General features: G+C 40.4%; 23 protein-coding genes. 7 read left to right on the forward strand and 16 right to left on the reverse strand.

All coding sequences use genetic code 11. The features are described 5' to 3' along the window. Positions 1-2 precede the first annotated feature (2 nt). The 3 genes from K5Q58_RS15265 to K5Q58_RS15275 all read left to right on the forward strand — a co-directional run bounded on the left by K5Q58_RS15265 (position 3) and on the right by K5Q58_RS15275 (position 3,914). Positions 3-3,278, forward strand: coding sequence for an efflux RND transporter permease subunit (locus K5Q58_RS15265; protein WP_220754774.1), 3,276 nt, complete (start codon positions 3-5; stop codon positions 3,276-3,278). Between the two features lie 11 nt (positions 3,279-3,289). Continuing rightward, a complete protein-coding gene (locus tag K5Q58_RS15270) occupies positions 3,290-3,508 on the forward strand; it encodes a DUF2892 domain-containing protein (RefSeq protein WP_220754775.1) in 219 nt (72 codons plus the stop codon). Positions 3,509-3,584: 76 nt separating this feature from the next. Further along, complete coding sequence (locus K5Q58_RS15275) at positions 3,585-3,914, forward strand: rhodanese-like domain-containing protein (RefSeq protein WP_220754803.1); 330 nt, start codon at positions 3,585-3,587, stop codon at positions 3,912-3,914. Positions 3,915-4,024: 110 nt separating this feature from the next. Here K5Q58_RS15275 and K5Q58_RS15280 read toward each other — a convergent pair whose 3' ends face one another. The 5 genes from K5Q58_RS15280 to K5Q58_RS15300 all read right to left on the reverse strand — a co-directional run bounded on the left by K5Q58_RS15280 (position 4,025) and on the right by K5Q58_RS15300 (position 7,510). Beyond that, on the reverse strand, positions 4,025-4,486 hold the full coding sequence (locus K5Q58_RS15280; protein WP_220754776.1) for a GNAT family N-acetyltransferase: 462 nt from the start codon (positions 4,484-4,486) through the stop codon (positions 4,025-4,027). A 96-nt stretch (positions 4,487-4,582) separates the two neighbouring features. After that, positions 4,583-5,158: a CBS domain-containing protein gene (locus tag K5Q58_RS15285; RefSeq protein ID WP_220754777.1), complete on the reverse strand. Its 576-nt coding sequence runs from the start codon at positions 5,156-5,158 to the stop codon at positions 4,583-4,585. Between the two features lie 299 nt (positions 5,159-5,457). Beyond that, on the reverse strand, positions 5,458-5,994 hold the full coding sequence (locus tag K5Q58_RS15290; RefSeq protein ID WP_220754778.1) for a YaeQ family protein: 537 nt from the start codon (positions 5,992-5,994) through the stop codon (positions 5,458-5,460). A gap of 141 nt (positions 5,995-6,135) precedes the next feature. Continuing rightward, positions 6,136-7,077 carry a bifunctional precorrin-2 dehydrogenase/sirohydrochlorin ferrochelatase gene (locus tag K5Q58_RS15295; RefSeq protein WP_220754779.1) on the reverse strand — a complete coding sequence of 314 codons (942 nt, stop codon included), beginning with the start codon at positions 7,075-7,077 and terminating at the stop codon, positions 6,136-6,138. A 115-nt stretch (positions 7,078-7,192) separates the two neighbouring features. Continuing rightward, complete coding sequence (locus tag K5Q58_RS15300) at positions 7,193-7,510, reverse strand: DUF2007 domain-containing protein (protein WP_220754780.1); 318 nt, start codon at positions 7,508-7,510, stop codon at positions 7,193-7,195. 130 nt (positions 7,511-7,640) lie between these two features. On the opposite strand from K5Q58_RS15300, the gene K5Q58_RS15305 reads away from it, so the two are divergent. Both K5Q58_RS15305 and K5Q58_RS15310 read left to right on the forward strand, forming a co-directional pair. Then, positions 7,641-8,039, forward strand: a complete 399-nt coding sequence (locus K5Q58_RS15305) for a DUF3224 domain-containing protein (RefSeq protein ID WP_220754781.1) — start codon at positions 7,641-7,643, stop codon at positions 8,037-8,039. Then, complete coding sequence (locus K5Q58_RS15310) at positions 8,036-8,257, forward strand: hypothetical protein (protein WP_220754782.1); 222 nt, start codon at positions 8,036-8,038, stop codon at positions 8,255-8,257. The genes K5Q58_RS15305 and K5Q58_RS15310 overlap by 4 nt, the downstream gene beginning before the upstream one ends. 168 nt (positions 8,258-8,425) lie before the next feature. Here K5Q58_RS15310 and secF read toward each other — a convergent pair whose 3' ends face one another. The 6 genes from secF to K5Q58_RS15340 form a co-directional block, all read right to left on the reverse strand. Next, entirely contained in the window at positions 8,426-9,373 is a 948-nt protein-coding gene (gene secF / locus K5Q58_RS15315; protein ID WP_220754783.1) for a protein translocase subunit SecF, read from the reverse strand. A 13-nt stretch (positions 9,374-9,386) separates the two neighbouring features. Next, positions 9,387-11,237, reverse strand: a complete 1,851-nt coding sequence (gene secD, locus K5Q58_RS15320; RefSeq protein WP_220754784.1) for a protein translocase subunit SecD — start codon at positions 11,235-11,237, stop codon at positions 9,387-9,389. Positions 11,238-11,254: 17 nt separating this feature from the next. After that, complete coding sequence (gene yajC, locus K5Q58_RS15325) at positions 11,255-11,587, reverse strand: preprotein translocase subunit YajC (protein ID WP_220754785.1); 333 nt, start codon at positions 11,585-11,587, stop codon at positions 11,255-11,257. 31 nt (positions 11,588-11,618) lie between these two features. Then, positions 11,619-12,752: a tRNA guanosine(34) transglycosylase Tgt gene (tgt, locus tag K5Q58_RS15330; RefSeq protein ID WP_220754786.1), complete on the reverse strand. Its 1,134-nt coding sequence runs from the start codon at positions 12,750-12,752 to the stop codon at positions 11,619-11,621. Positions 12,753-12,896: 144 nt separating this feature from the next. Then, a complete protein-coding gene (gene queA / locus K5Q58_RS15335) occupies positions 12,897-13,937 on the reverse strand; it encodes a tRNA preQ1(34) S-adenosylmethionine ribosyltransferase-isomerase QueA (protein WP_220754787.1) in 1,041 nt (346 codons plus the stop codon). Positions 13,938-14,157: 220 nt separating this feature from the next. Then, on the reverse strand, positions 14,158-14,355 hold the full coding sequence (locus tag K5Q58_RS15340; RefSeq protein WP_220754788.1) for a hypothetical protein: 198 nt from the start codon (positions 14,353-14,355) through the stop codon (positions 14,158-14,160). 180 nt (positions 14,356-14,535) lie between these two features. Between K5Q58_RS15340 and K5Q58_RS15345 the strand changes: the two genes are divergently transcribed. Next, positions 14,536-15,132, forward strand: a complete 597-nt coding sequence (locus tag K5Q58_RS15345) for an ACP phosphodiesterase (protein WP_220754789.1) — start codon at positions 14,536-14,538, stop codon at positions 15,130-15,132. Positions 15,133-15,246: 114 nt separating this feature from the next. Further along, the gene (locus K5Q58_RS15350; RefSeq protein ID WP_220754790.1) at positions 15,247-15,906 is read left to right on the forward strand and encodes an RluA family pseudouridine synthase; all 660 of its coding nucleotides are present in this window, start codon (positions 15,247-15,249) and stop codon (positions 15,904-15,906) included. A 102-nt stretch (positions 15,907-16,008) separates the two neighbouring features. Here the strand turns inward: K5Q58_RS15350 and sstT are convergent, their stop codons facing one another. The 5 genes from sstT to K5Q58_RS15375 all read right to left on the reverse strand — a co-directional run bounded on the left by sstT (position 16,009) and on the right by K5Q58_RS15375 (position 22,015). Next, positions 16,009-17,232 carry a serine/threonine transporter SstT gene (sstT, locus tag K5Q58_RS15355; RefSeq protein ID WP_220754791.1) on the reverse strand — a complete coding sequence of 408 codons (1,224 nt, stop codon included), beginning with the start codon at positions 17,230-17,232 and terminating at the stop codon, positions 16,009-16,011. A 215-nt stretch (positions 17,233-17,447) separates the two neighbouring features. Continuing rightward, a complete protein-coding gene (locus K5Q58_RS15360) occupies positions 17,448-18,326 on the reverse strand; it encodes a chemotaxis protein (protein WP_220754792.1) in 879 nt (292 codons plus the stop codon). Between the two features lie 88 nt (positions 18,327-18,414). Further along, positions 18,415-19,932, reverse strand: a complete 1,518-nt coding sequence (locus K5Q58_RS15365) for a phospholipase D family protein (RefSeq protein ID WP_220754793.1) — start codon at positions 19,930-19,932, stop codon at positions 18,415-18,417. 119 nt (positions 19,933-20,051) lie between these two features. Further along, a complete protein-coding gene (locus tag K5Q58_RS15370; protein WP_220754794.1) occupies positions 20,052-20,522 on the reverse strand; it encodes a dual specificity protein phosphatase family protein in 471 nt (156 codons plus the stop codon). A gap of 164 nt (positions 20,523-20,686) precedes the next feature. Next, on the reverse strand, positions 20,687-22,015 hold the full coding sequence (locus K5Q58_RS15375; protein WP_220754795.1) for a DEAD/DEAH box helicase: 1,329 nt from the start codon (positions 22,013-22,015) through the stop codon (positions 20,687-20,689). Positions 22,016-22,203: the final 188 nt, after the last annotated feature.

Here is a 22,203-nt window from a genome sequence, read left to right on the forward strand (position 1 = left end):
TCATGACTGAACCTACATCTCTTGGTATTTCAGGTAAAATAGCTAACGCCTTTCAATCGAGTGCAATTACCCCATTATTAGCATTACTGGCGTTATTACTGGGCCTTTTTGCCACTGTGATTACACCAAAAGAAGAAGAACCACAAATAGATGTCACCTTTGCTGATGTTTATATTCCTTATGTTGGTGCTTCTCCTGAAGAAGTGTCTAGCCAAGTCACCTTACCCGCCGAAAAAATCATTTCTGAACTTAAAGGAATTGATACTTTATATTCATTTTCGATGAATGACGGCGCATTAATTATCGCAGTATTTGATGTGGGTGTTCCTCGAGATCACGCGATCGTTAATTTGTATAATCAGCTGCAATCTAACCAAGATAAATTTAATAATGCTGCAGGTATTGGCACGCCTTTAATCAAGCCTCGCGGCATTGATGACGTGCCCATTGTAGGTTTAACCTTATGGTCAAAAGATCCTCAGGTGAATGCAGAAGATCTCACCATTGTCGCCACTGAACTCGAAAAGGAGTTTAAGCGCGTTAAAGGTACCCGTGAAATCTACTCAATGGGCAGACAAGAGCTTGCTGTTAACGTCAGACTAGACCCGTTAAAAATGAATCATTATGGGGTAAGCTTTTCAGACTTAAAGCAAGTCCTAACCGATAATAATCAGATATCTATGCCCGGTGATTTGGTGCAACAAAACCAAGTTATCAAAGTTCAAACTGGTCAATTCTTGCAAACCATTGATGATGTGAGTCAGTTGATAATTAAAGTCAGTAACACTGATAAACAGTCTCAAGCTAGCCCGGTGTATTTATCCGATATTGCTCAAATCAGCTTAAAAGCCGATATCGCCACTGACAATGTTTGGCATGTTGACGCAACGGGGACTTATCCAGCTGTTACGCTCGCTATCGGAAAACAAAGTGGCGAAAATGCCGTTGAGATCACCGAACAGATCATGACTCGTTTAGCTAAAGTCGATAACGTGCTGATCCCAGATAATATCGAAGTTACAGTTTCCAGAAACTACGGTGAAACTGCAGGAAATAAAGCCAACACCCTAATATTGAAATTAATGTTTGCCACTATGGCTGTCGTGCTATTGGTATTAATCACCATGGGAAAACGAGAAGCCTTAGTAGTAGGCATAGCCATAATTGTCACACTGGCAATGACTTTATTTGCTTCTTGGGCATGGGGATTCACCCTCAATCGAATCTCGCTATTTGCACTCATATTTTCCATCGGAATATTAGTTGATGATGCCATTGTGGTGGTTGAAAATATTCATCGCCATATGGCTATGGGCAACAAAAACATCAAAGAGCTGATCCCATTAGCAGTTGACGAGGTTGGCGGTCCAACGATTCTAGCCACGTTTACCGTAATTGCAGCTCTTATGCCGATGGCATTCGTTTCTGGCCTTATGGGGCCTTATATGAGCCCTATTCCTATTAATTCTAGTATGGGAATGCTTATTTCTTTGGTTGTGGCATTTGTTGTCACTCCTTGGCTGAGTTTGAAACTGCTTAGACACAGCAATGCAAAGCCCAGCAATGCTCAGCACAGCAACTCTCAACAAATTAGCGCTCAGCAAATTAGCATTGAAGAAACTAAATCAGAAAATAGTGATAGCAAATTACAGCATTTATTCACCCGACTAATGAGCCCTTTTCTTATCGGTGAAAAAGCAGGGTTCGCTCGCTTAGGCTTAGCGGGCGCAATCTTATTATTAATCGCTATGGCAGTTGCCTTGCCTGTTGGACAAGCTGTTATTTTGAAAATGCTGCCATTTGATAATAAATCTGAGTTTCAAGTGTTAGTCGATATGCCTGAAGGTACTCCTGTGGAGCAAACCCAGCGTGCCCTTAAAGACTTGAGTGACTACTTACTTAATGTTGAAGAAGTTGAGCACCTGCAACTTTATGCTGGCACTCATGCCCCAATCAACTTTAATGGCCTAGTAAGGCATTACTTTATGCGACAAAGCCAAGAGTTAGGTGACATACAAGTTAACTTGGTGGATAAGTCTGAGCGAAGTCGTGATAGCCACGAAATCGCCACCTCAGTTCGCGCTAAACTGCACGAAATTGCCAAGCCTTACCAAGCAAATGTCAAAATCGTCGAAGTGCCACCAGGGCCTCCGGTATGGTCTCCGATATTGGCAGAGGTTTATGCTCCAACAACACAACTGCGTGAGCAAACCGCAAATGCGCTAGAGCAGCGGTTTAAACAAACTGAACACGTGGTTGATGTTGATATTTACCTACCGAGTAACGCTGCTCATTGGCGTTTACATATCGATAGAAGTAAAGCTCAGCTATTAGGACTCCATTACTCGGATATAGTCGAGACGATCTCAACTGCAGTAAATGGCCGTGATGTAAGCTATTTACACAATAAAGACTATCAATTACCCGTGCCAATCCGCTTACAAGCGACTGAAGAATCAAAGCTTAACTTACAACAAATACTCGCATTAAGATTAACCAATGCTGCAGGGAGGAGTATTAGTTTAACTGAAGTAGTCACAATAGAGCACGGCAATATCAATACACCGATTATCCATAAGAATATGGTTCCGATGATCATGGTTGTCGCTGATATGGCGGGGCCAACTGACAGCCCACTTTATGGCATGTTCAGCATGTTCTCGGCAATTGAAGATGATAACGACTCTGGCGTTAACCCTCACCCAATTAAACAGCATTTGATTCATCAACCTGACGGTTTAGATGAAGTCGCGATTTTATGGGATGGTGAATGGAAAATTACCTATGAAACCTTTAGAGATATGGGAATTGCCTATGCCATCGGGATGATAGCGATTTACTTATTAGTCGTTGGTCATTTCAAGTCTTACCTAGTGCCTCTAGTGATTATGGCACCTATCCCATTAACCATAATTGGCGTTATGCCTGGACATGCTCTACTGGGAGCTCATTTTACCGCACCTTCAATGATAGGCATGATCGCGTTAGCCGGCATTATTGTTCGTAACTCAATCCTGTTAGTGGACTTTATTAAGCTAGAGACCGCCAAAGGTAAGCCGCTTGAGCAAGCGGTTATTCAATCTGGTGCTGTACGTGCTAAACCCATCATGTTAACGGCATTTGCAGCGATGATTGGTGCGCTATTTATCATTGATGACCCCATTTTTAATGGTTTAGCAATCAGTTTAATCTTCGGTATTTTTATATCGAGCATTCTCACTCTGATTGTGATCCCCATTTTGTATTTTAGTGTTATGAAAAATCGACAATCCACTTAAGGAGAAGAAGTATGTCTTTAGAACGAATCATTATGGCTTTCGCAGGGTTTATGGTGTTACTGTCATTGGCATTAACCATGTTGGTGAACCATAATTTTGTCTGGCTAACTGTTTTTGTTGGCGCTAATCTATTACAAAGTGCTTTTACAGGTTTCTGCCCTGCTGCGATGGTATTTAAAAAGCTAGGAGCAAAACCTGCAGCCGAATTAGCCAATTTACAAAAAGAATGAAGGATTAATTGTGCAACAAGATAATTTACGCTTTTTTCAAAAAGCCTTATTACTGATTTTATGCAGCGTCTCATTGATGCTTGCGGTGGCAGCTAATGCTCAAGAGATGAGTCCAAGTGTTGCATGGGATAAAATTAATGCTGGTGCATTAGTGCTTGATGTCCGCACCGAACAAGAGTTCGCGGCAGGCCATTTGGAAGGAGCTGTCAATATTCCTTTCGAATTGGTGTTAACGCACTTAACTAAGCAAGGATTATCGAAAGACACTGACATCGTACTGTATTGCCGTAGTGGCAGACGCAGTGGCATTGCCAATGCTGACTTAGTTAAAGCTGGCTTTACACAAACCTATAATGGCGGCGGGCTTGAAATGTTACAGGCTCATTTAAAGCAAAGCGCTAACTAACATTTACTATTTGCACTTTTAAATAGCGTCAAAAAAGCCTCACTTGTCTAAAACAAATGAGGCTTTTTTAATACAGAAAATCTATTGAAGGCAATCGATAGTAAGATAACTTACAGCATTTTTACCATTGGGATACAAGCCAATTCAATCCCCCTTGGCGAATGAAAAATAGCTTGTTTGCTGCCTTCAAAGCCACAATTACGATAAAAGTCAGCTGCATTTAACGATGAATCTAACATCAGCTTTTTACAGCTAGCTTGCTTAGCCAACGTTTCTAGATGTTCGAGCATTTTTCTACCTAAACCTTGACCAAAGGACTCAGGACGAACAAACATCGCGTCCACCATTCCAGTGTTAAGATCTATCATGCCAACACCAACAACTTTATTCGCTATTTCAGTCACAAAACCGTGTCTGGCAAAGTCATGAATAAACGTTTCAGGTACATCACCCTCAGTCCATTTAAGCAAGACGTCAGCGCTATAATGCCCTTTACATTGAGATAAAATTGCGAGATTGCGGATCTCAAATGCATCTTTTGCATCAACCATCGTTGCTTTTCTAATTAGCATATTCATTCCGTGTAAAAAGCTTTATTACACACTAATGATTGCTTATATAAAAAACAACACGCTATTGATATCACTTTGGCCTATACAGTGAATGCGTTAGCTGGCAACCTTCACCTTTTCAATACTATCTGCAATCTCCATAAAACTTGGATTTAAGTTCACATCCACAGGTAACTTGAGCTTACGGACAATATCATTAGCAGAAATAAGCCCTCTAATAACACCTAGCTGCTCATCGACAACTAAACAATGTTGATGCTGGGAGTGTTTCAAAGTATCAATCACATCGCTAATACGAGCTTTAGAAAGCTCCTGATAATCAATTGCCTTTAACGCATCTTTTGGCAACATAAAATCAGATAATAATAGCTGTTCTCTTGGAAAGCCTTGTGCAACATGCTTTTGCATTTCTTGGCTATGCAGCATTTGTAAGCTGACCAATCCCATAAAGTGACCTTTTTCATCAATAACAATTTTAAGCCTGACATGGGATTGCTTCATCAAATGTTCAACATCTACAGCTGCAGTGTTTAATTTAATGACTAAAGGTTTGAGGGTTTTAAAATCAGTAAAAACAGCAGAGGCGGCAGAGAATAAATTAATATGCTCGGCCACTTCCGGCCGAGCGAGTAGATCTATTTTTTCAACAGCTCGTAATGATAGCGTCTTCATTGTCACATCCTTCATAGACTGAACTAATACAAAATCCAATTTGTTATCGAGTCTATTGTTAGATGTTTCAATCAGTATCTATAGAAGATAGTCATGGCGGCCAAAATGCATATAATTTTAGTGCATATAATTTTAGTGCATTTAATTTTAGTGCATTTAATTCTAGTGCATATAATTAAAGTCGATATGCTGCTTAAACACTGCCACAAAAGCTGGTGTAAACCCAATTTAGAACCAGTACGCATCGGTTTAACAAAGACAAGTTAACGGTTAAATTATAGTCTACTTTCTCAGCACTGTTACTTTAAACGCTCTGGCTGGATCATTAAGCTATTAGTGTCATCAGACAACCAAATTTCTCCATCGCTGATACTCACTTGAATTTTCATACTGCGAGCGACAAATACTTCCATTGCTTTAACACTGTCTTCATCAATATTGAACACTGATAAGTTTTTGTATCGCTGTAAAGCTTGCTCATTTTGTTGCCACCAAATCGGCACACTGCGACCAGCATAAGTAATTAATTGAACTTGCTTAGAACGCCCACAGGCTTTGCGAAGCCATTTTTCATCGGCTTGACCGAATTCAATCCAAAGATTGATTTCATCAGATAAACTTTTTTCCCACAGCTCAGGTTCGTCATCTACGCAAAGGCCTTTGCTGAATTGCAAAGAGTCTGAAGCATTCATGATAAAAGCAAGAATTCGCACCATCATGCGACTGTCAGTTTCTGAAGGATGCTGAGCAATCGTTAATTGATGATCTGCATAGTAATGTCTATCCATATCAGCAATTTGAAGTGCTGCTTTAAAGACCGTAGCTTTAGGCGCCATGAGGGTTCCATTTCAATAAAAAAACCGAGTTTATACTGTTTGTCGTCAGTATGAAACTCGGTTTAACTGAAGCTAACTATAAACAAGGTTTATTTCTTTAATCAGTTCATTTAAGTTTGCCAAATTAACGCTTTATCAATGTTATAAAGCGCCAGGTTGTAGATGTTTAGCCATAGGGAAATGTGCTTTAAGTTTATTGAGCTTCTCTTGGTTTACCACCAACAACATTCTATCGCCGTGCTGGTATTTAGTTGAAATGGTGCTCAGCGACGGTACAGGCTCACGGCTAGCATCACGCCTAACAAGCTCATTAATATCGGTAACAGATTTATTATCTATTTCCATAAGATGACTTTCTGCATTGTCGGAATAAAAAGTATCAATCTTTTGCAGCAAAGGCATCGCAGCAATCGGCAACATTGCGGCATTATCATTTTCATTGAAGAGTAAAATTTCACCCTCTGTGCCATAACTGCCAAAAGCATCTTGATAATGGGTTTCAGTCACACCATCAAAACGATCACTGTTTAAATTGAAAAAACGTTCCCAGAATAATCGACGTTCTTTACCTGAGATGATTTTTTGTTGCACTTCTATGCGCTTAGAAGCGACGAAATCAAATAAGGGACTTAAGGATTGCGGCAGCAACGTTTCGAGGCGTGAGCGAATCGTACGAGCAAATACAGGTGCTGCGCCTGCTGTGCTTATTGCCACCACTAATCTGCCTCTATCTACAATTGATGGGGTGATGAAGCGGCAAAAGCTTGGGTTATCTACAACGTTAACCCAAATGCCTTTTTGGCTGGCGATGACAGCATAATCCATATTGAGCTGTTCATTAGCTGTGGCCATGTAAATCACATCATAATCAGCAATATCTTCAGACTCTACTTCTCGGCGATATAATTTGATTCGGCCTTTTTTTTCATAAACGCGAATCTCATCTGCGATATCTGGAGCGATAACGTCTATTTCGGCTTCTGTACGAGACAATAAATCTAACTTTCTGGTTGCCACCTCACCCGCACCAACAATTAATACATTTAGATTTTTTGTGTCCACAAACAATGGAAAGTATTGCATTTATTCGTCTCGAAATATCAACATAGGCCGACTATAACCAATTTAACAAAGGGTTGTCCTAGTCAATTTGGCTATCAAAGATAATCAATTATTATGATCCAACTAAATATTAGTGTTAATTGTGTGGGGTGCTTTGAGGGGAGCTACATTGCCAACATAACTCAAAACTGCCGTCGTTCATTTCATGACAATGTAAACATTGCCACTCAGGACGATCCATATCATGGGATTCAAGAATAGTTTGAGCTTTTTCTAATTGATTTTGGTTTACCCATAAGTCAACAGTTTGCATTTCTGCAGGGAGTTCACCCACGCCTCCTACAAGTGCTTCACCTGTGAGTTCGACGGTAATACCATTGGTTTCCAGTAGCCCTTTCCAAGTGTGTGCTTGAAGTAAATTTCCACCGGTTAATAATACTTTTCTATCTTCCATTATTATTCCTACTGCTATTGCTCTGCTGGCAAATTTTTAATTATCCTACTTGCAAATGGTTCTTGCTGTCGAGCATTGATTAAACTTTATACTCAATATATGCTCATGATAGTTCTAAGAGGAGAACAATATGAACCTTCAAATATCAGGCATTTTTCAAATCACCAGCTGGGAAGAAACCACCGATATCCAGCACCCTGATGGCGCGAAACAGACCTCTGCCAGTATTACACAAATGTATTCAGGCGATCTAGAAGGCGTAAGTCAGCCCAAATACATTATGTGTTATACCGCCGACGGAGTTGCGGTATTTTGCGGTTATGAGAACGTAGAAGTCAGTGTAAATGGTAAATCTGGCAGCTTTGTATTACAACATGATGGGAAGTTCGAAAATGGTGTGGCTAGCAGCCGTTTCATGATCGTGCCCAATTCAGGTCAAGGAGAGTTAGTTGATATTCAAGGTCATGGCACATTTACCTCTGGTGAAAAAGGCCAAGCCAAGTACCAATTAGAAATAAACCAATTATGATGCCTTTTGCTATAAGTCGATTACATACTGAGTTTGGCATTATTAAAGCCCAAGGTTCATGGCATTCTCAATTTGTTGCTAATACCCAATTTATCACCTTAGAACAACTTTCAACTGACGGCTGGGTAGAACTCGATGTAGCTCACCCTGCCAATAGCCAGTTTATTGCGGTTATTTCCCCTTTAGTTCATCAGCACTTATTATCTCAACACAACTAAGTATCCAGATATTTTATATTTACCGACACTATAATTTACAGCCTAGCTTATTTACAGATGCTTTAATTTAAAGAAGTTGAGCATATAAAAAAAGCCACTCTATTGAGTGGCTTTTTTGATCGTTAAACTAAGTTATTTAACACATTATTGTATTAAATAAAGCAATAACTAAGGCATAACTGCGTCTTGGTCAGCACCTTCTTTTTCAATCTCAACTGGCATCATATGTTCGCGACAGATACCTAGTTTAACCGCTAGGAAGCTTGCTACGTAAATAGATGAATATGTACCTACAAAGATACCGCAAAGTAATGCTGTTGCGAAACCATGAATCATGGTGCCACCTTTAAGGAACAATGCAATCACTACAACAAGGGTTGTGCCCGTTGTAATAATGGTACGACTCATTGTTTGAGTAATCGACTTATTGACGACTTCAACAGGACCACCTTTACGCATCTTAAGGAAGTTTTCACGAACACGGTCATATACAACAATCGTATCGTTCAATGAATACCCCACAACGGTGAGCAAGCCTGCTAATACCGTCAAATCGAACTCAAGTTGTAAGATTGAGAATACACCTAAAGTCACGATAACGTCATGTGCTAGAGCCGCAACAGAGCCCATTGCAAGGCGCCATTCAAAACGGAATGAAACGTAAATAAGAATACAAATTAACGCAACAATAACCGCTAAACCGCCTTGTTCGGCTAACTCTTTACCCACTTGTGGGCCAACAAACTCAACACGCTTTTGAATCACGCTCGAATCTATTGCTTGAGCACCTTTCATGACAGCATTAACTTGGTCATCACTTTTAAGGTCTTCTAGAACCGGAAGGCGAATTAGCACATCTCGACTAGAACCAAAGTTTTGAACCACTGCACCATCGGATTCTTCTGTGTTAAGTTGGCCGCGAAGTTCAATCAAATCGACAGGCTTAGAGAACTCAAGTTCAACGACAGTACCACCAGTAAAGTCGAGTCCCCAGTTAATACCCTTAATACCTAAAGATGCTAATGAAGCGATAACCAATACCATTGATAGGATACTGATAGGCATTGCATGCTTTAAGAAGTTGATCGTTTTATTTACTGAAAATATTTGTAACATGGTCAACGTCTCCTTAGATAGACAGTTTCTTAACGCGTTTACCACCCCACATAAGATTCACGATGACACGTGTTCCTACGATAGAAGTAAACATTGACGTTGCGATACCTATCATCAAGGTCACAGCGAAGCCTTTAACGGCGCCAGTACCTACAGCAAATAGAATCAATGCAGTCATAAATGTTGTGATATTCGCATCAGCAATAGTTGAGAATGCGTTTGCATAACCTTCATGAATAGCTTGTTGAACACTACGACCAGCCAGTAACTCTTCACGAATACGCTCAAAAATAAGTACGTTGCCATCAACAGCCATACCAACTGTCAGAACCATACCAGCAATACCAGGAAGAGTTAAAACTGCACCTGGGATCATTGACATGACACCTACAACCATCACTAAGTTGGCAGTTAGTGCCAAGTTAGCAATCACACCAAAGGCACGGTAATAAACCAGCATGAAAATAAGCACAACAACCATGCCCCAAATCATTGCTAATTTGCCATTCTCGATGTTTTCTTTACCAAGGCTTGGACCAATAGTACGTTCTTCAACGATAGTCACTGGCGCAATCAATGCACCTGCACGAAGCAATAATGCAAGGCTTTGTGCTTCAGAATGGTCAAGACCATTAATCACGAAGTTACGACCAAGACGCGCCTGAATGGTAGCAACAGAAATGACTTCTTCAATCTTAGTCATTTTCACAGTGCCATCAGGGTTACGTTGCCCGCTGTCTTTGTACTCAATGAATAAAGTCGCCATTGGGTTACCAATATTGTCTTTAGTCACGTTTGAGAAAATATTACCGCCTTTAGCATCAAGGTTAATCGATACTTGCGGACGACTATATTCATCAAAAGAAGGTTGTGCACCAGTGATATGATCACCTGTTAGCATCACTTCTTTTTTCAGTACTGCAATGCCACCAGAGCGACGAGGGAAAACTTCTGAGCTTGCAGGTACGCGGCCATTGGCTGCAGCTGCTTGGTCAACTTTATCGTCTACCATGCGGAATTCGATAGATGCCGTTGCGCCAAGGATTTCTTTAGCACGAGCAGTATCTTGAACACCAGGAAGTTGAACGATAATACGTTGAGAACCTTGACGTTGAACTACAGGTTCAGCGACACCTAACTCGTTTACACGGTTGCGGATAGTCGTGATATTTTGCTGTAGTGCTTCTTCCTTAATTTGTCTAAGGTAGTCCTCACTCATTGACGCATATAAGGCGTAGTTTTCGCCAACGCTACCATCAGTGAATACCATTTCATTACTGAGCGATTTTAAATAACGTTCAGCTTTGGCAAGATTATCAGCATCACGGAATTTGATTTCTAACCCTTTAGCAGTTTTGCGAACACCTGCATAACGGATTTTTTCTTCACGTAATTGGCTTCTAAAGTCAGCAATTTTGGCTTCTTCCATCTTACGGATGGCTTCCCCCATATCCACTTCCATTAAGAAGTGAACACCGCCGCGTAAATCAAGACCTAGCTTCATTGGCGAACCACCCATGGCTTCAAGCCACTCAGGGGTTGCAGGCGCTAAGTTTAATGCTACGGTATATTTATCGCCTAGGCTTTCAGCAATAGCTTCTCTTGCTAATAATTGCTGCTCTGCATCTTGAACACGGACAATTAATTGACCATCTTCGAGCTCAGCGCGTTTTACCGCAATGCCTTTGCTTTCAAGTATTCCATTTACTGACGTTAGAGTTGAAGTTGTAACTTCAGCACCACGAGTCGCCACGACTTGTACTGCATGATCCTCACCAAAAAGGTTTGGAATTGCATAGAAAGCACCGATGGTGATGACAAGCAGCACCATGATGTTTTTCCACATTGGGTATTTATTTAACACACCTGAGCCCTCTTGGCTTACAACGACTGGATAGAGCCTTTAGGCAATACCGCTGCAACATAATCCTTTTTAATAGTGATTTGGCTAGTTTCATTAATACTTAATAAAACGTAATCACTGTCGTCACTGATTTTAGCAATCTTGCCTAAAATGCCGCCGCTTGTTAGCACTTCATCACCTTTGCTCAAAGCTGACATTAGGTTTTTGTGCTCTTTAACGCGCTTTGACTGTGGACGGAAAATCATAAAGTAGAAGATCAAGCCAAAAACTACTAGCATGAAAATCAGTTCCATCGTGCCGCCACCTTGTGGTGCGCCAGCTGCGTTTGCGTATGCATTTGAAATTAACATATTACTCTCTTCTTGTTTTCTAGATTAAAAATCAGTCTTGCAACTCTGGTACAGGAGGGACTTCACGACCCAACTTGGTATAAAAATCCGTAACGAAGGCGTCTAATGTACCCGTCTGGATTGCACCACGCAAACCTTCCATCAAAATTTGATAGTAACGTAGGTTGTGAATGGTGTTTAAACGCGCACCTAAGATCTCATTACAGCGATCTAAGTGGTATAAATAAGCGCGTGAATAGTTCTTACAAGTGTAACAATCACAGCTTGCATCTAAAGGCGCAGTGTCATCGCGGTGACGAGCATTACGAATTTTAATCACGCCTTCTGGTGTAAATAAATGTCCATTACGGGCATTTCGAGTTGGCATAACACAATCAAACATGTCGACACCACGACGTACGCCTTCAACTAAATCTTCAGGTTTACCAACGCCCATTAAATAGCGTGGTTTTTCTTCAGGCAATTGTGGACATACATGCTCTAAAATGCGGTGCATATCTTCTTTAGGCTCACCAACTGCTAAACCGCCGACAGCGTAGCCATCGAATCCGATTTCAGTTAAGCCTTTTACACTTTCATCGCGTAAATCTTCGTATACACCACCTTGGACGATACCAAATAATGAATTTGGATTTTCTAAGCGGTTAAATTCATCACGCGAGCGCTGCGCCCAACGTAATGACATTTGCATTGATTTACGTGCTTCATCATGTGTTGCAGGATAAGGAGTACATTCGTCAAAAATCATCACAACATCACTGCCTAATGAGTTTTGGATTTGCATCGACTTTTCAGGGTCTAAGAAAATCTTCTCACCATTAATAGGCGAGCGAAAATGTACGCCTTCTTCAGTGATTTTACGAATGTCGCCTAAACTGAACACTTGGAATCCACCAGAGTCAGTTAAAATAGGACGTTGCCAGTTCATGAAATCATGTAAGTCACCATGCTTGCGCATGATTTCTTCACCCGGACGTAACCATAAATGGAAAGTGTTGCCTAACAGAATATCTGCGCCTGTTGCGCGAACTTCTTCTGGTGTCATGCCTTTAACGGTACCGTAGGTACCTACAGGCATAAATGCAGGGGTTTCAACCGTGCCACGTTCAAAAACTAAACGACCGCGACGTGCGCGTCCGTCTGTAGTATCAAGTTCAAAATTCATAAATCACCTTGCCAGATAAACAGTCTGACTCGTAGTTGTTGCATAAGACATGAGGGCATAAGTTATAACTTCAAGGCTGAAGTTAAAATTCGCCCAAAAAAATACCCACCTCTGTGGGCGGGTATTTTAGATCAAAATCAATCGTTACGGGGCTTTTTTCGTTAAAAACATGGCATCACCATAGCTAAAAAAGCGGTATTTTTGTTCAATCGCATGCTGATAGGCCTTCATCACATTATCAAAACCCGAAAATGCACTAATTAACATAATCAACGTCGATTCTGGTAAATGGAAATTAGTCACCATTGCATCAATCACTTTGAACTCGTAACCAGGGAAAATGAAGATATCAGTGTCACCTTTAAACTCTGCAAGTGGATTATTACCGCTGGCTTTTGCTGCACTTTCAAGTGAACGCACCGAAGTGGTTCCTACGGCAATGACTCGATTACCCGCAGACTTGGTTTCAGCGATTAAATCGACAACCTCTTGAGACACTTCGGCCCATTCTGAATGCATCACATGCTCATCAATAGTTTCAACACGTACAGGTTGGAAAGTACCCGCTCCAACATGCAGTGTCACAAAAGCAACTTTAACGCCCTTTTCTTTTAGTGCTGTCAGCATTGCATCGTCAAAATGTAATCCTGCAGTAGGCGCAGCCACAGCGCCAGGTGTTTGATTGTAAACCGTTTGATAGCGCTCTTTATCGGTATCTTCGTCAGGGCGATCAATATATGGTGGTAGTGGCATATGGCCGACTTCTTCCAATACCTCTAAAATCGTTTTTTCAGAATTAAGTTCAAGTTCAAATAAGGCGTCATGACGTTTAAGCATTGTCATTTCGTAACCGCCATCTAGAATGACAATTGAATCAACTTTAGGCGACTTAGAGCAACGCACGTGGGCTAGAATTCGTTTATCGTCGAGCATTCTTTCAACAAGAATTTCGAGTTTACCGCCAGATGCTTTTTGACCAAATAAACGAGCAGGAATAACACGAGTGTTATTGAACACCATTAAATCGCCACTATTAACTTTAGATAGCACGTCAGTAAATTGCTGATCAGCTATTGCACCGCTATTGCCATCAAGGGTCAATAATCTTGATGCATTTCGCTCTGCCATTGGGTAGCGAGCAATAAGTTCATCAGGTAAATCAAAAGAAAAGTCAGCAACGCGCATATCAATACTCTTTTAAAGACAATAAAAACGGCCGCTAGTCTAGGACTACCGACCACTAATATCAAGTTTAGGGAGCTAAATAATGTGCTGTTTACACGAAGGGAACATACAAATACCGAAATTTGAATAGGTCAACTTATACCAGCAAAGGAAGACATTTAAATACTGACTAGTGATTAATTAAATCATCTATTGGTTATTTACCAGATAATAGCCAAAATCACTTAGGATTTGGTGATTCGAATTGATCAATGCTGCTTTCTAACTCAGCAGCAGATTTAGCCGCTTCAGTATCTTCAGCCAAAGTGTTTGTTTCAGGTAGAAAGGATTGTTTTTCAAAACGAAGGTCGACTTCAATTTTCGTGCGTTTACGACTAGGTTGTTGCCCTAACACTGACATGATCCAGTTTTTCATCATCCATGATCCTTAAACCGATTTTTATAATGTGACGCAACATCCTTGAAAATAATACCAATGACATTTGACTAGAAATCTATATGATTGAAACTAGACTTAAAAAACTCGTCAGTGGCGTTTAACTTTTCTATGCGTGGTTAAGCATCATACTGAAAAACTCAAAAATTAAAAGTACAAAATATGAACTTTCTTGCTCACCTACATTTAGCCGATATCAGTAATACTCATTTGGCAGCAAATCTTGCTGGTGACTTTGCAAAAGGCGATATAAAACACTTCCCTAAACCGTTACAGCAAGGAATTTGGCTGCATAGACAGATTGATCAAATTACCGATAGCCATGAACTTATTGTGGATTTAATTAAGCAGTTTCCAAAATCATCCCGAAGAGTCGCTCCAATACTGGTTGATTTAGCATTTGATCATTACTTAGCCTTTTACTGGGATGAATATCATCAAGAGTCATTAGCTGATTTTACTAAAAAAGCCTATCACAGCCTCGAGACGACATCAGACTTGCCAGAAAAGCTACAACAAATAGCGCCGAGCATCATTGAACAAGACTGGCTATCAGCTTATCAGACCAAAAAAGGGATGAATAAAGCCATTGAAGGGGTTAGCCGCCGTATTTCGAAGCCTGATTTATTCAAAACTGCCATTGCTGACGTCGATAAACTTTACGTTGATATCGAAATCGCTTTTAGAACCTTCTATCCACAGTTAATGGCCTACAGCCGCATTTACAGCAGAAAAACCCCTGCTCAGTACTTGCCTTAACCGTAAATTTTTGCATCACATAATACTTAAAACCTAATTGCTGCGTGTTAATCAATACTCGCAGCCAAATCTTTGCTAAAATACCCCACTATTTTTGTAAACCGATGCGACTTCATGCAAATTTTTGATTACCAACCACCTAGTATTCCTTGGCTCGATATCCGCTATAAAGACCGAGATATCATTGTTATTAATAAGCCTGCAGGATTGCTAGCGAACCCAGGTAAAGCACCTGCAACGCACGATTGTGCAATCACTCGTGTTCAGAAGCTATTTCCTGAAGCCATCTTAGTACATCGTTTAGACTGTGACACTTCAGGTATTATGGTATTTGCTCGCAATAAAAAAGCTGAGTCTCACTTAAAAACCCAATTTCAAGATCGTAAAACCAAAAAGGTTTATATCGCAGAAGTTAAGGGACAAATTGAAAGTGACACTGGTATTGTTGATTTATCACTGGCAGCCGACAAAACTAATCCACCTTTTCAGGTTGTTTCAGAGCAAGGTAAAACGGCAATCACTCATTATGAAGTGATTGAAAGACATGCCGAGCATACTTTAGTTAAGTTAATGCCAGAAACAGGAAGAACTCATCAGCTTCGCGTTCACATGCTTGCACTCAATCACGTGATCTTAGGCGATGCATTTTATGCAGACGAAGCCACTGTAGCATTACGAGACAGACTCAGTTTACATGCGCAAATGCTAACGATTACTCACCCTTACACTCAAAAGCAACGTACTTTTTTCAGTAAGCACCCTTTTAGTGACTAAGCGGTAGATATCAGCGATTAAGTTAAAAATCAGTAACTTAGTTTAAAAACAAGAAAAAGCCGCTCAATGAGCGGCTTTTTTATATCGGTTCAAAACCAATATTTAACTATTGGCTTTGTTCTCTGCAGCTTCACAAGCCGCTGCGGTAAATACCACATCAGTTGAGCTATTAAGCGCGGTTTCAGCTGAGTCTTGAACCACACCAATAATGAAGCCCACAGCAACCACTTGCATGGCGACGTCGTTCGAGATACCGAATAAACCACATGCTAATGGGATAAGTAGTAATGAACCACCTGCAACACCTGAAGCGCCACATGCAGAAACTGCCGCTACTACACTCAATAACACCGCAGTTAGAAAGTCGACTTGAATGCCTAGTGTATTCGCAGCAGCAAGAGTCAGTACAGTAATGGTAATCGCCGCACCGCCCATGTTAATGGTTGCACCCAACGGAATTGATACTGAATAAGTGTCTTTATGAAGCTTTAATTCTTCACATAAGGCCATGTTGACAGGAATGTTCGCCGCACTTGAACGAGTGAAGAACGCTGTAACACCACTTTCACGTAAACACTTAAGTACCAATGGATAAGGGTTACGTCTAATTTTCAAGTACACAATGATTGGATTAACCACTAATGCAATAAATAGCATTGCACCAACCAACACACCTAGCAACTGTGCATAACCTGCTAGTGCATCAAAACCTGTAGCCGCAATCGTGCCCGAAACCAGACCGAAGATACCAATAGGGGCAAAGCGAATAACAAAACGAACAATTTTAGTTACGCCATCACTTAAATCAGATACCACTTTCTTAGTCGACTCACTTGCATGATGCAAGGTAATCCCAAGACCCACAGCCCAAGCCAAGATACCAATGTAGTTACCTGTGAATAAGGCATTCACAGGGTTATCTACAATTTTAAATAGCAAAGTATTTAATACTTCAGCGATGCCTTGTGGTGGGTTAGAACCTTCAATACCGCCAGCCAACAGTAATGTTGTTGGAAATGCAAAACTAAATGCCACAGCTGTTAATGCCGCTGCTAAAGTACCGACTAAATACAAGCCAATAATAGGACGCATATTTGTCTGAGTATTTTTCTTTTGATTCGCTATCGATGAAGCAACGAGAATAAACACTAAGATTGGCGCGACGGCTTTCAACGCTTCAACAAACAAACTACCTAAAAAAGATACCTGTGTTGCAGCTGAAGTTGAGAAAGTTGCCAGGATAACACCCAGAACAATACCGACGAGAATTTGTAGCACTAAGCTACCGCTAGCGACTCGCGCTAACAGAGATGGATTTTGATTCATTGCTTGACCTATGATTATTATATTTATGGCTTTTAGTAAGCTCTAATATTTGTACGGCTTTTAATAAGCTCTGATAGGTATATATCGGATGAATTGGCTAAAGTCTAGTCTAGGGGGGAAATGATGTACTAATATTACGCGCTATTACCAAACAAACCACATTTAGCCAACATGTGACTAATTATGATTCAATGCGTTAAATCATATGGTCGTTTCTATTTTACCCCACGAAGCATCGCATCGATCAATTCGTGAGCATCAAATTTGGTTAATGCTTCATCAGCGCCAACTTGTTTTGCCTGACTAACACTAATTTCACTAGACAATGAAGTATGCAAAATAATGTAAGCACTGGCTAAATCAGGGTTATTTTTAACCTCAAAGGCTAACTCATAGCCATCAAGTCCTGGCATTTCAATATCACTCACAAGGATATTCACAGGCTTTTGGTCATTAGCAGCTTGCTGCATGATAGCTAATGCATCATGCCCATCTGAAGTAACATCGTATGCAATGTTAATTGAATCCAGCGCATCTGATAACTGCTTTCGAGCAACTTTAGAATCATCCACTAACAAAATGCGTTTGGGCTTTAATTGTTCGCGCTGCACATCAGTTAAAATAGCGCGGTTAGTCGCAGGATCTTGTGGAAAAATTTTTGCCATTAACAATTCGACATCTAACAACTGAACTAACCGGTCATCTAGTCTAGTCACCCCGGTTAGAAAAACATTGTGGCCTAAATTTGAGGCTGGCGCTTCAATATCTCGCCAATTACATTCAATGATTTTATCGATACCACGGACTAAAAAGCCAATCACCATTCGCTGACAATCTGTGATGATAATGTAGCATTTATCTTGCTCACTTTTATCGATAGGTCTGAACCCGATTGCACCAGCCATATCGATAACTGCAATAGTATTACCGCGAATATTTGCCGCGCCGAGGATCATTGGATGAGACTGAGGAATACTTGATAGTGCGGTAAAAGGGACTATTTCACGAATTTTAAGTGTACCAAGTGCAAACTGCTGAGTATGCGATAAATGAAATAGGAGTAATCCTTGGGATTGGCTAGCTTTACTCTTCATATACTCATCCGAAAAACATATTGAAATCAGTAAATCACAGGCTATATAACATAGCAAACCAAGCAAGAGAGTATATTGAATACTAAGCTTAAAGTTGTGACTCTATAGGCAATAATGATAAAAAATCAGCAAAAAACTTTCTCCAAAAACCTGCACCAGGTTCAGCATAAATAACTTTGTCATTAAAGTTATCTAACCAGACTAAGTCACCATCTTCAATGCTGAGCTCATAGGCTTTTTCATCTGCTGTAATGGCAATTCCATTTAAAATATCATGTGCAAATTGTTGATTTTCGATAACCAAACCCATTTCAGTATTAATTAATGCTGAACGTGGGTCAAAATTAAAAGAACCTACGAAGATAACGTCCTCATCAACAACAAAGGTTTTCGCGTGTAAACTGGTTTTACTGCTTCCTTTCCAACTCGATTTTTTTTCCGTTGGATCGCCTCGAACCTCATAAATTTTAACGCCACCTTCTACTAGCTTTTGTCGATATTGTTGGTAACCTGCATGCACAGCAAGAACATCGGTCGCTGCAAGGCTATTGGTGACTATGCTTATTTGCTTTCCTTCTTTAACTGCACTAATTAACTCATTAGTAGCTTCATCACCAGGGACAAAGTAAGGCGATACAATTAACAGTTTTTTCTGAGTTTGATTAAAAAAATAAGCCAAATCATCAAGTAAAATGCCATCTTCTCGCCCTTGTTCAAGCTTATTGGGTGGGTCGAACACCACATGTGCTTTTCCCCAATACCAATCAAGCGTTTTATTTTTAAGTCTCTCAATCAAACGACTGCTTTCAAGACGTTTGGCATACTCACTCTCAGTTAATGTCGCTTCGAACTCTGCCGCTTTGAGCTTCAACATCTCAAGATCAGAATTGAGCTCATTAGCATCGGTAAGTTGTTGAATGCTTTGCACCTGCTCGGAGTTCCAATAGGTATCAAACTGTGTAGAAACTTCATCCACAGCAGGACCAACTGCTAACACATCTAAATCACCAAACTCAACATTTTCATTAGCAGAAAAATATTCATCTCCAATATTTCGTCCGCCAACGATGGTAACTAAATTATCAATGGTCAATGATTTATTATGCATCCGATGGTTCATACGACCAAAATCGCTTAAGAAGGCTAAACCACGATAATGACGTTCGTATGATGGATTAAATAGCCTAATAGAAATGTTGGGATGATTAGCAATAGCCATTAAGCCATCATCATGATTAGCAGTCGTCAGATCATCCAAAAGTATACGGATTCTGACTCCCCGTTCAGCTGCTTTATATAAAAACAAGGTGAGCATTTTCCCTGTTTCATCATTCCGATAGATGTAATATTGCAGATCAACACTCTTTTGCGCGCTATCAATCATCGCCAGCCTTGCTATGAATGCATCAATACCATCTGATAAGGCTTTAATGCCTGTTAAGTTTGGTTTTTTCTGAGAGTTGATATAGGTGGCAAGGGATGTATCGGTTGGCGGAATAAGCTTATATTGCTTTTCAAGGGGCTCAAATTCTACCTTAGAGGCACACCCCGACACGATAAAAGCAAACACATAGCAAAGCAGTAATATGTATTTATTTTTAAGCATCAAGGTTCCCTTTCCTGAATTATTATTTTTGTAGCAATTAAGCTAATCTAAAACCTATCTTTCAAACTAGTCTAATAAACTAATCTCACCAACTAGTTTAATAACATACGACCAGTTTTTTAATCTTGCAATGCGTACAGCACATCAAACACCAGTTGATCCCAGCCTTCAGAACTAAAAGCTATATCACGAATACAGCGAACTTGGCTAACAGCATGAACGGGAGCTGCCCCATTATCCATTAAATAATAGGCCATCATAATGCCCGTTCGGTCTTTTCCTGAACGACAATGGATTAATACAGGGATGTTGTCAGCTTCACATTGCCTAATAAATGCGAGCGCTTTAGGTGCTTGCTCAGTGAAAATTGCAACATCGCCCTCTTGCGGCGGAATATTTCTAGAAAAAGGTGTACATAAATAGCGAAGTCCTAAAGTGTCTAACTCTACTTTGTCGACACCTTCGCCGTTATTGAGCGACAAGATTGCTCCAATCCCTGATGCTTTAAGTTCAGCTAGATTCCATTCATCTTTATTTGGGCCACTGCGACCAGCAATGACTCCATCTACTAACCAAAATAACTGCTTCATATTTGATGGTTACTCTTAATCTATTACTTGGATGTATTAACTGTTGGTGTTATTCAAAATAGTCTAACGCCAGTGATTTAAATCTTTTCAATTTAAAACTTTGCAGCTTAAATCTTAGAGTCTTAAACCTCTGAGTTTATAGTCTGAGATTTTGTTAAAAATCGCTACTTAGTATCGTCTTTGTTTGAGCTACCAGCCCAAATATCGACATTCACAGGGGCTTGTTTTTTCTTCTTTTTCTTACCTGTTCCGGCAGGTTTTGCCATCGGCTTTTCTACAGCGAACTCATCATCTGGCATTTCTTCATCAGGCTCGAATCCAACAAAGGTTTCGCGCTCTAAGCGAATTTTGTTCTTTTTCTCGATGATGCCAAAATGATGATAATCAGCATGGGCAATTAGCGATAACGCTAAACCCACTTCACCCGCACGACCACTACGACCAATACGGTGCATGTAATCAGCAGGGCTTCGTGGAAGATCAAAGTTAATCACAACAGGTAACTTTTCAATGTCTAATCCACGTGCAGCAATATCTGTGGCAATTAACACTTCAATATCACCGGCTTTAAAGCCATCTAATACACGGTTTCGCGCGCCTTGACCTTTATCACCATGGAATACTTCAGCGGTAATCCCGCGCTTTGATAATTTGTCGGCTAAATGCTTACAGCTGTTTTTTGCATTGACAAAAATCAGCGCTTGGCGCCATTTATTTTGCTTAATTAACTCAGCAAGTAATGCAGTTTTCTTTTCTCGGTTTACCGTAAATACCCGTTGCACCAAAGTACTGGCATCTGCGCTTTGAAGCTGAATTTCGACAGGCTCTTGCAGCAGGCTATCTGTCAGTGTGCGAACTTCTTCTGGGAAAGTGGCAGAAAATAACAAAGTTTGTTTTTTCTGCGGCATTAACGCCAACAAGGCTGAAAGCTCTTCAGTGAAGCCAAGACTTAACATTCTGTCTGCTTCATCAAGTACGAGTGTTTCAACTTTATCAAGCTTAATGGCATTGCTTGAAATCAAATCCAGTAATCGTCCAGGCGTCGCGACTAACACATCGGTACCGCCACGAAGCGCTAACATCTGTGTATTGGCAGATACCCCACCAAATACAGCCGTCGACTTAATAGCACCGTTAAAATAAACCGCGTAAGACTTAACACTGTCAGCAACTTGTTTAGCAAGTTCGCGGGTCGGCACTAGCACCAAAGCAGAAACAAAATTACCTTTGTCTTTTTTAGTACTTAATTGAGCTCGATGAATTTTTTGCAGAATAGGCAACACAAATGTCGCTGTTTTACCTGAACCTGTATTGGCACCCGCTAATAAATCTTTTCCTGCAATCACACTTGGAATCGCTTGTTCCTGAATAGGCGTTGGCGTTTTATATTCCATTTCCGCAAGTCGGTTAGTGATCGGTGCGATTAAACCCAGTTCGGCAAAATCAGTTGCACTCTTTTGCAAGTTTTCAGGTGAATTATTAGCTGATGTCATTAAATTAGGATGCTCAAATATAATTAAAAATTGAATATAACTTTGGTGGTTATTTTAGCTTATTTGAGCAGCTTAAGTTAGCGATATTGCGCATGCTTTGCGCAATTTTTGGGCTGAATGTAATTTATGGACGACTTTGGGTCACTTAAGTTGAAGATTGATTGATGAAATCTCACCAATGTTGTTTT

The sequence above is a fragment of the Shewanella sp. KT0246 genome (assembly GCF_019654955.1).
In the GTDB taxonomy this organism is placed as follows: Bacteria; Pseudomonadota; Gammaproteobacteria; order Enterobacterales; family Shewanellaceae; genus Shewanella; species Shewanella goraebulensis.